Annotated in this window: 5 protein-coding genes; 4 read left to right on the top strand and 1 reads right to left on the bottom strand. The window is 35.8% G+C overall.

Going from position 1 to position 17823, the window contains the following annotated elements:
• Window positions 1–29 precede the first annotated feature (29 nt).
• Window positions 30–557 (top strand): PUA domain-containing protein, encoded by a 528-nt coding sequence (locus NEF87_RS20690; protein ID WP_371803416.1) that lies wholly within the window; start codon window positions 30–32, stop codon window positions 555–557.
• Window positions 558–571: 14 nt separating this feature from the next.
• On the opposite strand, the gene NEF87_RS20685 is transcribed toward NEF87_RS20690, so the two are convergent.
• Complete coding sequence (locus tag NEF87_RS20685) at window positions 572–2929, bottom strand: Eco57I restriction-modification methylase domain-containing protein (protein WP_457917316.1); 2358 nt, start codon at window positions 2927–2929, stop codon at window positions 572–574.
• A 240-nt stretch (window positions 2930–3169) separates the two neighbouring features.
• On the opposite strand from NEF87_RS20685, the gene NEF87_RS20680 reads away from it, so the two are divergent.
• From NEF87_RS20680 to NEF87_RS20670, 3 genes are all read left to right on the top strand, one after another.
• The gene (locus NEF87_RS20680; RefSeq protein ID WP_457917315.1) at window positions 3170–9406 is read left to right on the top strand and encodes a hypothetical protein; all 6237 of its coding nucleotides are present in this window, start codon (window positions 3170–3172) and stop codon (window positions 9404–9406) included.
• A 3-nt stretch (window positions 9407–9409) separates the two neighbouring features.
• Window positions 9410–17299 (top strand): FG-GAP repeat domain-containing protein, encoded by a 7890-nt coding sequence (locus NEF87_RS20675; RefSeq protein ID WP_457917314.1) that lies wholly within the window; start codon window positions 9410–9412, stop codon window positions 17297–17299.
• Window positions 17300–17570: 271 nt separating this feature from the next.
• Window positions 17571–17822: an LSM domain-containing protein gene (locus NEF87_RS20670; protein ID WP_371803412.1), complete on the top strand. Its 252-nt coding sequence runs from the start codon at window positions 17571–17573 to the stop codon at window positions 17820–17822.
• Window position 17823: the final 1 nt, after the last annotated feature.

Below are 17823 nucleotides of genomic sequence, written 5' to 3'. Positions count from 1 at the left end.
AATAGAAATTCATTACAAGGTAAATAACTATGGCTCCCGCTCCCTTAAAAATCCATCAACGGCATTTATTAAAATCAAAAGATAAGAAGAAACTGATCGCAAAATTTGATGCTTTATTGGCTGAAAATGCCGCGACCGCAAGTGATATTCTTTCTTCCAAATCGAAAGTGGAATGGATTCGATTAGATCAAAATCAAGAATTGTATGCAATAGATGGAGTTCTAACATTTTGGTTAAAAGAAGATAAATTAGTGCCTTTACTTAGCTATCTGATGAAGAATGAATTACCCTTCAAATCAGTTCATGTTGATGAAGGAGCAATCAAGTTTGTATCCAAAGGAGCGGATGTTATGCGCCCTGGAATTACTACAATTGATCCAGGCATTAAAGAAGGAGAAATCATTCTAATTAAAGATCCAAGCCACAACCGAGTTTTAGCAGTTGGAGAAGCAACATTTGACGCAGCGGAAATGGAAGCGCGAGAAAAAGGAAAAGTGATCAAATGTGTCCATTCTTTAACCGATGGAATCTGGGCATTCTCAAAAACCTTTAAATAATTTTTTCTATTTTTTTATTGAGATTCTTTAATCAATCTATTCTCACAATCACTCACTTCCTTAAGAAATACACTATAAAACTTTTGACTTGAAATTTTAGTTCGTGTTATTGACAAAAAATTTAGAAGATTCTCCAATTTATCCAAGGAGTATTCTAGATCCTTGGAAAAGTGGAATTCATTTAGAGAACCAAGAAGAAATTTCTCAAAATTGGAGATAGTAGGAACATCTTGAGAATAAATTCGCCCAATTAATAATTTCTCTCGTATGCCCTCAATCCAAGTGATGAGTTGTGTAGTATTTTTAACTTTTTCATAGGATTTTAAGGAAGAAGGATGATTAAGTATCATCAAAATTTGACCAAACACGGCAAACAACTCATAATTGAAGGGAACAAAAGGGATCTGTTCAAAATATGAACTACGGAATTTAAGCGCATTTCCCCAAGATCCTGTTGTAAATAGAATCCTGTAAAGTTTTAAGAAGAAAGTCGAAGAAAAATATACTAAAAAAGCCAATAAAACATCAGATGAAGGAAGATCAATTTTTTCAAAAGTTTTAAGAAATTTTGCCGTAAAATCAGCATATTGAAAGAAATAAACCCCCCCATAACCAATGGAAGGTTGGGAACTGCAATCGATGTAGGAAGCAAAAATTTCTTTACCCAACTCCCGAATAAACACGGTAGGTTTGGAATATTTTTCTAGCAAAGCTAATCGTTGGGAAACAATATTATTAGACAAAAGAAGATTGGGAAGGGCAAGATAAGATGTAGTAGGTAAGATAGAATAAGATTTAATTTGTTTTCCCCGAATTTCTGCCAAGTATTGAGATTGTTCTGGAAGTGACAAATTACTCCATTCATCCTTAGATATTCGATAAGGGAAGCTGGGAGGGTATTTGGATTTAAAACGTGCAAGTCGGGTACCTTCTCGAATGTGCAAAATGGATTTAAGCGGCGAAAAAGAAGCCATTTTTTCTAAAAATAAAATATTTTTAGAGGATAGACCGGATAAAAATAGATTATAATTTTTAGCTAAGGTTAAGGGAATTTGAGTATTCATTCCAAGATCCCATCCACTCTGATTTGATTTTTCTAAATTCGTAAAATGTTTAGTAATATAATTTTCGGGATCTCCAACTATGTTTGGTTTTTTAAGTAGAATAACGCAAGGATGAACATTTGCGGAAGGAAATATTTCCAGCGTATCAGAAAAAGTAATCACATAATCAATTCGTGTTACTGAGAAGATATATTCCCGCAACTTCTGAGCATAAGTATTCGATAGAATTCGATTGGGTATGATAAAGCCTAAAATTCCCTCTTTGGCGAGTAAATCGAGGCTTCGTTTTATAAAATAAAAATATAGATCAGGTTTACTCCCTAATAAAACGACCTCCCTAAATTTATTTTTTAGATCCTCATGATGAGAGCGAGGATAGAATTTTGCCAATGAATCAGATCCCACATATGGAGGATTACCCAATATTATGTCAAAGTAAGGTAGGAGATTCTTTGAAGTGACAGAAAGAAAATCAAGCGAGTGGGTTTGGATCGAAAGAGGTGTTTTTTCCATCGCAGAATGACCAAAAAAAGTTTTTAATAAACAATGGAGTCGAATTTTCGTAACTCGTACTGCAATAGGGTCGATATCGAAACAAACAATATTTTCATTTAATATTTTAAGAAAATTATGAGTTATATCACTTTTTTGAGATGGAGTCGAATTATGGAATGTCAGATGAAGGAATTTAAACCGTTTTTCAATGGAAGATGTATTTTCCCATTGATTCCATACTCCCAAAAGTTGCACCAAAGACATCTTTGACAATTGACTCTTGTTAGGATTAATGTAATAAGGATAGAGAAGAACATAAAATTCTAAATATTTTAGAAAAGTAGTGAAAATGAAAGATCCACCCCCTACAGCAGGATCTAATATTTTATTTTTGGAAAGAAATAAACCGAACAATTCACTTAAAAAAGAAGAAAGTTGTGAAATTGAAGATTTTTTAACCCATTTATTAAAATTAACCCAGAAACTCCCTTTGAAATTAAATAAATTGTGAGAATTTGGGGTTTTGGCAAAATGATGACTCATTTTCATATTTAAGACTAAAGATACGATCTCGTATGTGATTGTATCAGGAGTAAAAACCGTGCCAGATTGTTGTCGTTTCATCAATGGTTTATCTTCAAGTAGCTCAACCAACATTTTTGGATTCACAGTCTCATCATTAAATTCATTTTCAGAGAAACTCACACTTTGGCCAGCATAATGATAAATATTGGAGTGATTATGAAAACAAAAATTCTCAAAAGCAGAAATCAAATCTAAAAATTCATTTTTTGAGAGTTTTAAGGATATCATAAAGCACACCAAATATTTATTATTGGTTAAATCTTAATTACTGAAAATAGTTGTTATTCCATGTAGTAATAATCTAAGTCCCTTCAATAATTAGAAATGGTTTTTTTGGTAATTTTTCTAGATTTTCAGATGTAAATTTGGAAAAAATACAATGAAATCAATCCCTTTTTTTGGAATTATTCTAATATTGGGGCAATATCGAAGAAAACATTAATTAAGCTAATTCGCAGTAATTTTTTCATGAAGTTTTATAAATCTCACAAATTTCACATTCAACTTCTTTCAGTATTCGTTATAGCAACGTTTGCTTTTAGTATTATTCCGCAAGCGGCTTCAGCTGCCGAATTTATGGAAGAAAGTCAACGGAAAGACACTAATCCGTTAGACAAATATGATTTAGATTGGGTTTACATCTTTTATGATCCTAATCTCCCAAAAATGATAGATATTGCAGAATCAGTACATGAGGTGATCGGATTTAGATTGAAAAATGTAAGAATGATCCCAATTAGTTCCGCAACAGATCTGCGACTTGAACTTTATGATGCTCCATGGCTGGCCATCTATGCTTTGGATTCAAACTTGTATGGTGTTAATTTTGAAGAGTACTCACTTTCGTGGCGCACCTTTACTAAACTTCTTTTAGCTCAACCAAACACCCAACATATTATGGGAATGGGAAACACTCTAACTTTTGACAAATTTATTCCTTCCGATGCGAATTATATCCATCACAGCGAAGCGGAACAAACCGATGCCATTTTACTAACTATGTTCGATATCTGGAGTGTTGCAGAACTTGCTGAAAAGAAATCCGCTGAAGATGAAAACTATCTTAAAGCCGCTGAGGACTTAAAACAAATGAGTGGGCAAATTTACGCAGATAATTTCAATGCACTCTTCCAAGTTTCAACCGAACCTCAAACACCTGTTGGACAAATTGATCCCGAAGCAGCCGAAGAACGGAAAAATGCCATGTGGGATCGTCATGAAGCTGAATTAGAACCTACCGCATATTATAAAGATGAAGAAGGAGAGCTTACCGAAATTCCGGAAGAAGAACTAGATGAAGGATTCAGTCCAATAATCAAACTATCCGCACCGGAAGCTGCCGCAGAAGATGATTTTGATTTAGGAGAACTTCCACTCTTTTCAGGATTAAGTGGACCTATTGGAGAAATTGTTGATGTGCTCTTAACCATTATGGAATCAACAGGTGATACATCCCTATCTATCCCTTCGAACATCATGGAAACAATCCAATCATCTTTTGGACAAATAACTCAATTAATTGGATTGGCAAAAGATCCCAGCGCTGAAAGTGCACTAAAAATAGTTATCGATGCTATTTCGAATGAATTTCCTTTTATTGAAAGCATGAAAGATTACTTGAATATCTTTGTGAAGGCATTATTCAACTTACGTGGGGATACCTCCGATATCATGGAAATTGTTATGGAATTAATTCAGACCCTCATGGCAGATCTACTACCAGAAGAATCTAGCGGAATTGTGGATACAATATTTAGTATTTTAGATTTTGGAGAAGATTTGTGGAATTCTATTGATGAAGTGGTCAATGAAGGGAAAAATGTTTTTGATGTAATGGTTAGTTTCTTTATGGAAAACGTCTTAGATGCACTGTTAAACAAAACTATTGCAGGCGTACTAGGATGGACACCTTCTGAAGTCTCCGATATGTTGCCAAAAGTAAAATCAGTGGTAAAAAGTCTCGTTTCCTTTCTTGTGAATTTTGATATTGAAGAATTATTAGAAAACATAGGTGGACCTTTACTCCAATTATTGGCTGGAACAGTTAGCACCGATATGCAAGCCGGAATGGACAAAATAACATCCATGATGAAATTATCGTTCAAAGTAATCGATTTGGTGGACAACTTCAATGCCGAATCAGTAATTGAGTTGGTTAAAGTAGTTTTACAAGAATTCGTGGGGGATTCAAGTATCGTTGGAGATGCTGAAGAACTAGCCCGAAAAGTCATGAATATTGTGAAAAACTACAAGGAAGGAGGAATGACCAGTGTTGCAAATTTCAAAGCAGAAATCATAGCAAAATTAGAAGAAGGTTTAGCTTCTTCAGTTTCATCGAATCTTCGGAATATAATAGCAGATGTTATGACAATTATTACCGGAATTTACAATGATGGATTTGATGTTAATCAATTACCCGACTTATTTGAGATTGCATTTGACATTTTGGATGAAGTAGGGATGGGTAGCACGGATTTAACAACCATAAAAAAAATTGTGAACGAAACCGTTCGACCTATTTTAGGTATGATTGCCTATATTACCGATTCAGGGTCTCTTAAACAATTAATGAAAAATGCTCTGAAAGATGTTGGGACCAATTTGTATCAAGCGATTCCTAAATTATTGAAAGGTGTGATAACGGGATTTACCCCTCAAGCAAAAAGAACAGAAACATTCAATTCAACAATTAACACTTTTGGAGAAATTGCCAGTGGAATTCTAAATCTCGTTTCTTCGGTGAAAGGTAAGTCTTTCAAAGGTATACTCCAAGCATTATGGACTTCGGTAGGGTCGATTATTACAATTCACCCTTATTTTGATGGAGTCCCTATAGATGCATTTTTGAACCTCTTAAAATCCTTTTTCCCCGAGATGTTTGGCTTAGAACCAAAAGATCTACCCAGTGCAACGCAAATCATTAATGAAATAATGTCTATTGTTTCAGGATTAATACCAACTCAGTATAGTGAAATGTTAAACCAGTTCTTAAAAATTGCCATGGATCTTAAAGGATTATTTACGAATGGATTAGATTGGATAATTGGAAAAGTGATGGATTGGTTAACAGGTTTACTCAATCCTATGATAGATGAACTGGAAACAGCCATTTTGGGAATCTTTGGAGGAGGACAAGAAATAATTGGTTACCATGGAAAAATCCCAATTGGATTGGGAGAATGGTCGCTTTTCGATCTAAAAATAGATTTAGGAATTACAGCCAACTTTAATATCGATCCCACACCCCTTTTAGATTTTATTAAAAGTTTGATCTTTGATGGAAGAAGTACTTTTTCATTGAACTCCGTAGGTGATTTCTTCAAAACTATTTTTGCATGTTTTGAAATAAGTCCCGTTTTTGTAGCAGAACTGGGAGTAGATGGTATGGATTCATCTAAAAACTCTTTTATGCAGTATTTATTAGGCGCTTTGGGATTAGAATTATCATTTTCCGGCAGTGCTCATTTCAAGATGAGTCTCTTTACTTTCAAAGGAGGTATTTTTGAATGGGAAGACTTCTTTAATATTATTGAATGGGGATTTAATATAAAAATCCAACTTTCTAAAACCATGACCCTTTTAGAATTCTTCACAGGTGGTATGGGTGGAGGAGCAATTAATGCAGTAGCCGAATTTCTGGGATTAGATTCGATAACGATTTCCATATATTTAGGGGTCGAAATAGATATTTGCAAGAAAGCTGCCAGTGCAACATCTCCCGAAGTATCGACATTGACGATTGTCATTACTTTGGGAGTGGCGATTCATATTGGCATTAATCTTTTGATCGTCGAAATCGTGATTGATGGGTCACTAGAAATAATTCTCACATTCTTCCAAGATCTGTCATCAAGTGCTCCTATGAAGATAACTCTTAGGTTAATACTAACGCTTAAAATTAAGCTACGGTTTTTATTTGCTTCAACAACTAAAACTTGGACATGGGAACCTGGCGGTCCATGGGATTTATCCCCAAATAAGGGTGACACCGATTACGAAGATGCCGGTATAGGTTTCGATTCAGATGGTGATGGGCTTGGAGACGAGTATGAAGCTACGATCCCCGGATTAGATCCAAATAATCCAGATACAGATGGAGACGGAGCCGGAGATAAACTTGAAGTCAAAACCATGGGAACTGATGCCACAGATCCAGACACAGACAATGATGGATTAACTGATGGGGAAGAATGGGATGAAGGAACAAACCCTCTTCAACCAGATACCGATTGGGACGATGTCACTGATTATGAAGAACTAAAAGTTTACAACACAGATCCTTTCTCTCAAGATACAGATGGAGATGGATTGACAGATGCTTATGAAATTTACACTAAATGGGATATTGATAATGTTACCACCACAGTAACTGAAATCAATATCGGAGGAGAAACCTACAATGACCACACGGATCCACTTAACCCCGATACGGACGGGGATGGTTTAATGGATGGAGATGAAGGCCCAATGGGAGCATATTATGGTTTGGACTCACTCTATAATGAGACCGATACTGCAGTTGCAGGAGATCCACTCATATTCTTTTATGGATACACACATCCTCTAGATGCGGATACTGATGATGATTCCAATTATCAATTATACAATGGAATGGTCGACAAGCAATTGAATAATTATTATCTCTTCGACTGCAATGATGGAGCTGAAGTTGCGGGTTTTGATCTAATTGTTTATGATGATGAGGGAGAACCTGAACTCAAGCATGTTTTTACAAATCCGGTGAATCCTGATACGGATGGTGATACGGGTAACAGCGATCATACGCCACTGCCAGGTCAATGGTTAAACGGAGATGGATTTGAATTAGCCTATGGAACCGATCCTACAGATGGGGATAGTGATGATGATGGATTAATTGATGGAATTGAAGGAGTACTCAATCCATATAGCAACCACACAAATGCCAACGATCCTGATACCGATGATGATGGACTATTTGATATGCAAGAAATTTTGCTTGGGACAGATCCTCGAACCGCGGATAGTGATTTTGATATGATCCCTGATGGTGATGAATTTTATATTTTCTTCACTAATCCAAACTTGATTGATACGGATTTTGATGGTCTGACAGACGGAGAAGAAGTTTACTTTTGGCACAGTAATCCTTTGACCGATGACAGTGATGGAGACAACATTGTTGATGGAGATGAAGTCTTAAAATATGGTAGCGACCCAATGGATGAGGATTCCGATAATGATGGACTCACGGACTATCAAGAAATATTTGTCTATGGAACGGATCCGTTTGATTATGATTCTGATGGCGAAGGACTTTCCGATGGTGAAGAAATTTTGTTCTATGACACCGATCCACTCAATTGGGATACCGATGGAGATTCTATTGTTGAACCAAATGCCGAAGGAAAAATGACTTGGCCAATGAGCGATTATGATGAAGTCATGGTATATGGAACAAATGCCACCCGATCGGATACCGATATGGATGGATTAAGAGACGGTCTTGAACTTTATTTAGGTTCTGGACAAATTCCTTGGACCGATCCAATCCCATTGAATCCATTAAGTAATGATACAGATGGAGATGGACTTGAAGACGGTTTAGAAGTGCAATTAAAGAATCAAACTGATATACTTTACCCCTTCATTTCAGCAACGCTCGTATTTCAATACAATACAAGTGCTGTTTTGAATGATACAGATGGGGATGGAGTAAATGATTACTTAGAAGTTATTGTATACAACACTAATCCACAAGTGATAGATACCGATAATGATACTTTATCAGATTATGATGAAATTTTCAAATATAATACTTCAGCCATCTATAATGATACGGATGGAGATGGGTTATATGATAATGAAGAATTACTCACAATTATATTGCCTGCTTCAGCATCCCAAGTCCCGATTCCATTCGTGGCTTCGGTAACAATTACCACATATAACACCGATCCATTAAACCCAGATTCGGATGGCGATTTATTACCTGATGGAGCAGAGGTGCATTATTATGGCACGGATCCAATGGATGATGATTCTGATAACGATGGAATTATTGATGGATACGAATTTGATACAGATTTTGATGGATTAGCAGATGGATTAGAATTCAAAATTGGGACTCAAGCAATTTATGGAGGAGGTATTGAAAATCCCGATTCAGATTTTGATGGACTCTTAGATGGAGATGAATACTATCTCTACGGAACAGATCCTACTAAATCAGATACAGATGGAGATGGATTTTCCGATGGAACTGAAATGGCTGTTGGTACTGATCCTTTAGTATGGACCTCAAAAGAAGAATTTAATAACATGCTAAGTATTGCGCTAGGTTCTGGAAGCATGAAAGTGTTACTACCTAAAAACCAGTCTACAGTTTATTTAAAAACTCAAGTCAGAGTGGTTAATTTTACATCCTTTAGTGATGTATGGTATCGCTTTGATAATGGCACGGGATGGAGTGATAATGTCTCGATGACCTATGAAGCGGATAAACAACAATGGTTTAATGACACGATTACTTGGGAACCCGGAAATTACACAATGGAAGTCTATGGCCGGGATCTCAACGGCACAGTTCATAAAGTGGTTGTCTATTTTGAGGTGATCACCCAAATTAACCCTGCACTCTTTTGGGGCGGTATTGGAGGTGGTTCAGTTCTATTAATAGGAACCACGATTTTAATAATTTTGAAAAAGAAAAAAGGAGGGGCATAATCAATGAAAAACTTAATTAAAACAAAAATTGCAGGTTTAATCGTACTTAGCTTAGTAATGATGAACGTAGTATCGTTATTGCCCAATTATAATCAAAAAGAAGAATTGAAACAAATTACTCAAGATGTAGGTGAAAACATTTTAGATGAACTCCCTATGGACATTCAACCCGCTGTAACTAATCTGTTGGAAGAAGAAATGGTTAAATTTCCTTCAGATCAAGATATTGGAGTTGTTCTTGGGGATCGGGATAATGATTACACTGAAATATACCAACCTTGGAAGTCACAAGCAGCCATTCATGCAGTATCTTATCATGAAGATACAGGATATTTAGCTATGGCTGGAGGATATTTGTATGATAATGAAGTACATTTGTATCGTTTAAATACTGAAACAGGGGATTTTGACAAGGTTTGGGTATGTGGTGATGGAATTATTCAAAGTGATGTAATGGCAATTGCATTTGGAGATACTGATTTGAATGATTTCTTAGAAATCGTTGCAGGAAGTTCTGATGGGCATGTGTATGTTTTTGAACAACGCCATATCTATGATCCATTCACTAATACTGAAAATATGTTTGAATTGGTATGGACATCACCTTCCATGTTTCGAGTGTTTGATGTGAAAATTGAAGATGCCGATCGAGACTATCGACCGGATATTATTGTTGGATCTTGGGATGGATTATACCTTTATGAATACGATGAACATTCTGGTTATCCATTCAACGAAGAACATTGGATAACCTACCGTCAAGTTTATCATGATGATGTGGATGGAGAAAAAATCTATTCTCTTGAATCGGGAGATACTAATCATAATGGACTTCCTGAAATTGTTGTTGGAACTCGCGAAGGAACTGTGTTTATTTTTGAAAATGATGGAATTAGTATGGAAATCAATGGTGATTATTTCCCCTTAATTCAAGATAACGCGTATGAATTAATTTGGACGAGTGAAAATTATACTTGGACCCCGATTCTATCAATGGATATTGGAGAACTTGATGGAAGTGAGGGAGAAGAATTAGCTTTGATCGCTCAAGGACAAGGGGTGTTCTCATTAGATTGGAATGAAATTACCAAAACCTTTGATTATAAAAAAATAGTTCGAGCTTACGAGGATTGGGAAACTTTTGGCTATTGGGGATTAGATCATTATGTTGACAGAGTTATCTCGGCAAATAATGTCACTTATAGCAATCCAATCTCACCTTACTTCGATGCACCTGAACCAATAGACTATGTCTGGGTAACAGATCATTTTGAACCAGATGCTGATTGCTATCCTTACAATACCGGAATGTCAATGGCGCCCGATGGGAATTATTCAACTTTTGATGCTTCAATTCCAGGGGTGACTAATGCATCTGCAGTGGTCGATTTTGGATTAGATGAAGAAGGATCTGGAAGTGCAAGTGATGCTTATGATGTTGAAATCACATTTTCAACCAGTCTAACAACTTCAATTTATTCAGATTTTAATTTCTCAATTTCTCAAGATGGGGTAGATTTCGATCAAATTTTCTCAGATCATTTCACAATTTCGGGAAACAAACTGCGAATTGATGTAGATGACGCACTCATTGAGAGAAAATGGGATTGGTTCAGGTATGCAAAATTATCAGTATTTAACGATGCTAACTATGACATCAATTCTTTAGAATTGATGCAAGTGTACAACCTTTTAACAGATGGATTATCCCTTACCATTGGCCCACTACGATTAGACGGACAAGCTTATATGGATGGAGAAGAAGAAGCCAATAAGATTGTTGTTGGAACAGTGACTGGTAAATATCTAGGGATTCAGTGGAATAGTGCAGAAGATATCTATGAATTAGTATGGGATTCTGGCGATGACGAATTTTATGCAGCGGGAACAGGAATTTGGGATTTGCAACACATTGAATCCGTTGCGAGTATTCCAGGATGGCGATTTCTAAAAGGTCCCAATCCAACCAATTATGTTCCAATGCCTTTGCCACCACTTTCGGGAGACTATAACTCATGGACTTTTGGAAATATTAATCCATATTTTGATGCACCAAATTACTTCGTAGGAACCCAGCAATCAGAAATATTTGCCTATGAAGCTTTTCCGAACTTGCCAGATTCAACAGTTCAAGCCTATCTTAATGATATCAATAACTACTTAGCAATAAAAGATAAACCTTTCGTATCTGTAGAAGTCCCCTTAATTCCAGCCACAGGGAGTCCACTACCATTTCTCGCCGTAGCATCATACAGCCCAGATATCGAACCTTATGGTAACGATGTAGATACATATAACGCAGAATTGAATTTCTGGTTTCGAGGAGGTTTCAGTGATCCATTTTCGCTAAGAAGGAATATCAATTATTATGATTTAACTGGAGAAATCACTGCACTAGTTGGAATGTCAAAAACCACTCCAAAAATGGTCTTTGATGATATCGACGGAGATGGAGATCAAGATTTAATTTTCACCAATGGTCGTTTATATTTGGCAAAAAATCTTTGGGTTGAAACGGAAACTATGAATTTCACCCTTATTCATGATTACTTTGCAGATGTGAACAGTGAATTAAAATCCAATGCATGGGGCCAACCAGAACTTTTCGATTTAGATAAAGATGACGATTTGGACTTAATTTTAAGTTACGCCAATAAAAATGGATCCACAGCATTCTTGAATCACGGAACTAAGGACAAGCCTATTTGGAGACAAGATAAACGAATATTTTCAAATACTCGCCCTGAAACGAATTTAAAATTTTTGGGAATGACAGATACAAGAATTATTCCAGTAGGTACGGGTTCAACATATGATATCTATTCAAATTTATACGATTATGATGATCCAGAGTTTTTAATGGTTACATATAATAATGAAACGCATACCACACACTGGGCAGAACCAGTATATGATGCAATCGACAGTTATATAGTAGCATCCTATCCAGAAGTTATCAGAACGGAATTCAGTCTCCTTGATAGTGGAGATACAAACTTCATGAATTTTGGTTACCATGTTCTTGAATCATGGAGTACTGAAGAGGATCTCAAAGATTGGACGTTATCAATTACATCTGCAGATACTGATGGAGATGGAAAAGGAGAAATAATTGTTGGTGATTATGATAACAATGTCTATCTATTTGAAAACTTAGTGGAAAATAATTATAAACGGATGTATAAAACTTTTGATTTGACCCATGAAGAAAGTACAACAGAAAGTCCCTATTTATATCAAGATTTGGAAGGAATATCTGGTGAATTTACTCGAACGATTTGGGATCATGCGACAAATCTTCTAGCTGATGTTGATTTAGATCAGGATGGATTAAAAGAAATGATAGTGACAGCAAATCTAAAAGCCTATGTATTTGAAGATAGGGGATTAACTGGAGGAGATGAGATGCAATTTATTTACTCAATTGATCTCTGGGACTCAGAATTTGTTGGCCAATCAGGTTGGGATCAAGTAACTGAGATCACCGCATTAATTAATGGTGATGATCTTGATTATAATGGCCAAAGAGAATTGATATTGGCTGCAGGACCCTATTTATTTGTTTATAATGTCCCCGAAAATAATTATGAAGGGATTGAGGATCAAGAATACTTTGTTACAAGCAAGAGCTTGGAAGGTAGATATGATTTAGTTGGTAATCCAATTGCAGACAGCAATTTTAAATATTTTTGGATTGACACACTCGCATCGGGAGATACTGATCAAGATGGATACAAGGAACTTATATTAGGTGGTATCAATGATACACGTGCTATTCGAAAAAACGGTTTTGTAAATATTTATGAATGCCAAGGTGGTACATTCTATGAGGTTTGGAATGCACCCCGTGAAGTTGTTTACTGGAATCCAATTACAATTATCAAACTAGATGATCAGGATTATGATTGGTCTCAAGAAATAATCATAGGTCATAGTCAAGGTTTTGATATTTGGGAACATATTCCTTCAACAGATTCTGAATATCAAAAAATCGAATATGTAACTAGTTCCCCCAATTACCCAGTCATCGAATTGGATGAAACTTACGCACCCAGCACAACCGAGTATTTGTGGCTTAAAAATGAATATCGAAGCGATGCGGTGAACTGTGAAAGTGGACCGTATAGTAATTTCATTCTACAAATTTATAACAACAAGTCAGACCTTTGGTGGAAACGTTATAATAAGGGTACTGAAGAATGGGAAGTTCCAAAACAAGTGATGCCAGATTCATCCTATGCATCTTTCATATATGAATGCGAACCAACGATTACATGTACAACAACAGGTCGAATTTTTGCTGTTTGGAAAATCGTAACTAACATTGGAGATACACAATTCTGGGCATCAGAATTGAATACTGGAACGGGTCTATGGAACACACCAGTAGGAATAGGTGCGTTGAACACAAATGATTTACTCCATTATCCAAGCTTATTTCAAATGGATTCTGATTATATTGGAATTACATTTAGAGCCGATTATGATTATTTAGGATCGGGAAGCTGGATTGGTGCATTCTCAATGGATATTTCATCAACTTTATCTTATGCAGGTAGTGGAATATTATTTTTTGATGGATATGCTGATTTTGACATTCAATCAACTTCAACAACAACATTATCGGATGGAAGCTATGCAACTGTTTTCTCAGCCCTTACAGCTAAAAATGGAAAACCAGATCATGATATTTATTTACTTCAATGGGATTCATCAGGTTTTTCTGATTCAATTGCAAGACAAATAACTGATTCATACACAGATGAAGTTTTTCCAGAAATTGATACTTTAAAATCAGATGATGAGTCTCTTATTGTAGTTTATGAAAATGTTGGGGTCCCCTATGAGGATCGAATAGGAATTATTGCGAGTTCTGATCTAGGAATGACTTGGGGACGAGAACACACATTAAACACCATACCACCGGATTTAGTTAGAACGGAATATCCAGAGTATGGCTATACATCTTGGAGCTATTTTAATCCAAGAGTATTTTCACCAACAATAGTAGGAATGGATGGAGAAGGTTTTATGTATACGCTCGTTTGGACAGTAGATGTCTTTGATTGGTCATGGATCGGAGATCAATTTGATTGGGCAGGAGTTCAAAGTTATGGAATTAATCCACAATCAGATTGGACCGCTAATCAACTACTAAGAGTATTGGATCTAGATGTTGGTGATACTGATTCTGATGGTCGTCGTGAAGTTATCGCGGGTTGGGAAGATCAAGTTGGAGTTTATGAAATGAAATCTTCTACTGATGGAACGGATTTCATGACCTATGAAGAAACTTGGCTTTCACCGAAGTATGAGAATGATTTCACAGGTTTAACAGTGTATGATACAAAAAGTAATGGATTTGAGGAAATTGCCGTCGCAACTAAACGCGGAAATGTATTTTTCTACGAATTTCGGGATCCTTCAGAAGGCCCAGTGGAATTATATAATTCAGAACGCGCTTGGTATTATGACATCAACTACGTTCCCGATTCTGACTTGATGAAAAGTGTTGATGTGGATGGTGATGGTAATGATGAAATAATTACAATTTCTACGCAAGGAAAGCAAGTGACCGTATTAAAGAAAGATGGAAGTCTATTGTGGGCAGATTCTTTTGGATCAGGAACTCACACATTGACCATGGACGTGGTTGACTTAAATTCTGATGGATATTTGGAAATTTGTTTCAAACATCATGAAAGTGATGAAATTGTAGTGGTTAGTGCTTTAAATGGATCAGTTATTTGGACCAAACCATCTACTCATTACACTCCAGTATGGCATATTGCTGACATTAATAATGATGGATATATGGAATTCTTATTGGCATATGAAAACGATATTCAAATTTTGGACTATAATGGCACAGAAATTGATGATCTACAAGATGTTTGTACATATAGCATCTATTCAATGCAAACAGGATATTATAACAATGCAAATGTTTCATCATTGGCAATTTCAGAACAATATGGAAGAGTGTCAGTCATAAATATCACTGATGGATCATTAATTTTTGAAACTTCTGAAGGAGTTATGAATTCTAATAGCGGACGAAGGTATGAAATGATCCCTATTGACTTGAATGAAGATGGATTCGAGGAACTGATTGTTGGTGGAGATGCGATTCATGTCATCGATGTAAATAATAGTTATTATTTGCATAACTCGACCTACTTCGGAAAAATCGGTCCAAAAATATATCTTGAAGATTTTGATGGAGATGGAGGATTAGAAGTCTTGGCCCAGACAGAATCCAATGGAATATTCTTGGAGGATTTAGAAGGTGGAGCAACTCAATGGAATTATTCCCCAACATTTACAATCAAAGATATAACGATTGGAAAATTTGGAGGAAATGGTTTATTTGATGTAATAGTTGTTGGAGATGATGGATATACTGTTGCTGTTGATGGAAAGAGTGGAATGGCTATGTGGTTTAACAAAACAAACTCACTAAATAGAGCCGTAGTATCCCTTAAGCGTAATGGTCCTTTTGATTTAATCGCATCTTGGAACGATCTTGAATATATCAATGTGTATGATTCTACTGATAGATATTCCAAACATGCTCCTGCTGGATTTGATCCTCATCAACTATACCTTGATTTCGAGACCAATGGGGATAAAATTGACCAATATTATATCGAAGATATTGACCCTTCCACCCCTGGAATTGATGAAATTTTGGTAATAAACGACGGAATGAACTTGAATTTATGGACAAGTGAACCTTCTGTAATAATAAGCGTTCAATATAAGAAAACAATCCGTAATGTTAAATTTGCCGATTTAAATCAAGATGGAAATTTGGATTTTGCGGTTAGTTTTGAGAATAAAACCGATGGAGAATTTGAACTATTATATTTAGATGGAGATTCGGGTAAAACAATCGCCACTATTTCTGCTCCAACGGGTTATGATATTGCTGATTATTACTTTGGAGAATTTAATACAGATTCTGAAAATCCTGGTGATGAATGTGTTATTCTATTTGAAAAGAGTAGTGGAACAGAATCTTATCTTGAATGGTATGACAATGATGGAAATTCATTGTATAAAAGTGAGGATACAATCTATGACAATAATAACAAAATTGTAGTAGGTTACTTCAATGATTTAACTACTCTCGATGTTGCTTTCGGTGGAGACAATGATGATATATATTTTGTTGAAGGCGGAGATGGATCTCATATTTGGACCCACAACACGGGAAACAATATTTGGGATATGGTCGTAGGAAATTTCCATTACACTTCTTCTTCCTATTCAAGTATTGCCTATCGTTATGATCGGACTATTACCATGTTTGATATCATATCACATAATACAGTATCAGTCACTTATGCTGCAGATACATCACTTCGGAGTTTCATGGCAGGAGATATCTATCAAAGTAATGGCTATGATGAATTAATCCTCAATCTCGAAAGAGAAGGTGTTGTTGCCTACAACAATGTCGGTACGGAAGTCTGGCGATTCAATGCTCCACTCATGGTGAGTGCGGTTAATTCCTACATGATAGTTAAGGATATGGATGATGATGGAACAAATGATTTAGTTTATACAAATTATAACTACTTAAACATCATTGACGGTGCAACTTCAAAACTAAAATGGCATTATGTTGGATCAAGTCGGATAAGTAGACCAATGCTCGGACAATTCACCTCAGATGGAGGGGAATTCGATGTGACATACTTATTTGAGAATAATATCCATATTGTTTCGGCGACTGACACAATTCCTTTGAAAAGTTTTGCATCAGAATTTGGAGAAACTATTTCTCACTGGTATGAAGATGTGGGTCTTTTCTGGATCCCAATTGGTATGACATTAGTAATACCCGAGTTCCTTATCATCAAAAAACGACGTAAAGCCAAACAATAAACAAAACAAACACCCGGGAATGAGTATTCTTCCCCTTTTTTTAAACCCTTTTCCAAATAATCACATATTTCCAATAAAATCAAAAAAATTTTGAACGAGCAAACACAAAATATCTTTAATAGCTTCCATCAAGAAATCAAGGGGCTTCGATTTATCCAATATATAATTTTTGATTTTCTTACCTCCCTTTCCGAGTTTTTTTGCACCGAAGAGGCAAGAAAACGAAAAAAATAAATTAAATCCCGCTTTTTTTACCTCAGTTGAGAATCGCATGCGAAATCCATCTTTACGATTAAACTTGAAAAATATGCTTGATAAAGAAGTAACTGTCAAGATTCGGCTCTACCGAACCTTTTTGAAAGGTACTTTAGCTTCCTTTGATCAGTACTCTAATGTTCTTTTGGAAAATGCTATCGAGTATAAACAAGATGAAGAATCGGGCAATTTAGTGGAACACGAAAAATATTCCGGTCCAATTCTATTACGTGGCGATTCTATTATAGCATTAAGTTCAGTGATATAAA

This window comes from Candidatus Lokiarchaeum ossiferum (assembly GCA_025839675.1).
In the GTDB taxonomy this organism is placed as follows: domain Archaea; phylum Asgardarchaeota; class Lokiarchaeia; order Sigyniarchaeales; family Promethearchaeaceae; genus Lokiarchaeum; species Lokiarchaeum ossiferum.
This window is presented reverse-complemented; position numbering and strand designations above follow the sequence as displayed.

What these genes read in the sequence shown, in the direction of transcription:
- NEF87_RS20690 (WP_371803416.1), top strand. Translation starts at nt 30, where the DNA reads ATGGCTCCCGCTCCCTTAAAAATCCATCAACGGCATTTATTAAAATCA.
- NEF87_RS20685 (WP_457917316.1), bottom strand. Translation starts at nt 2,929, where the DNA reads ATGATATCCTTAAAACTCTCAAAAAATGAATTTTTAGATTTGATTTCT.
- NEF87_RS20675 (WP_457917314.1), top strand. Translation starts at nt 9,410, where the DNA reads ATGAAAAACTTAATTAAAACAAAAATTGCAGGTTTAATCGTACTTAGC.
- NEF87_RS20680 (WP_457917315.1), top strand. Translation starts at nt 3,170, where the DNA reads ATGAAGTTTTATAAATCTCACAAATTTCACATTCAACTTCTTTCAGTA.
- NEF87_RS20670 (WP_371803412.1), top strand. Translation starts at nt 17,571, where the DNA reads ATGCGAAATCCATCTTTACGATTAAACTTGAAAAATATGCTTGATAAA.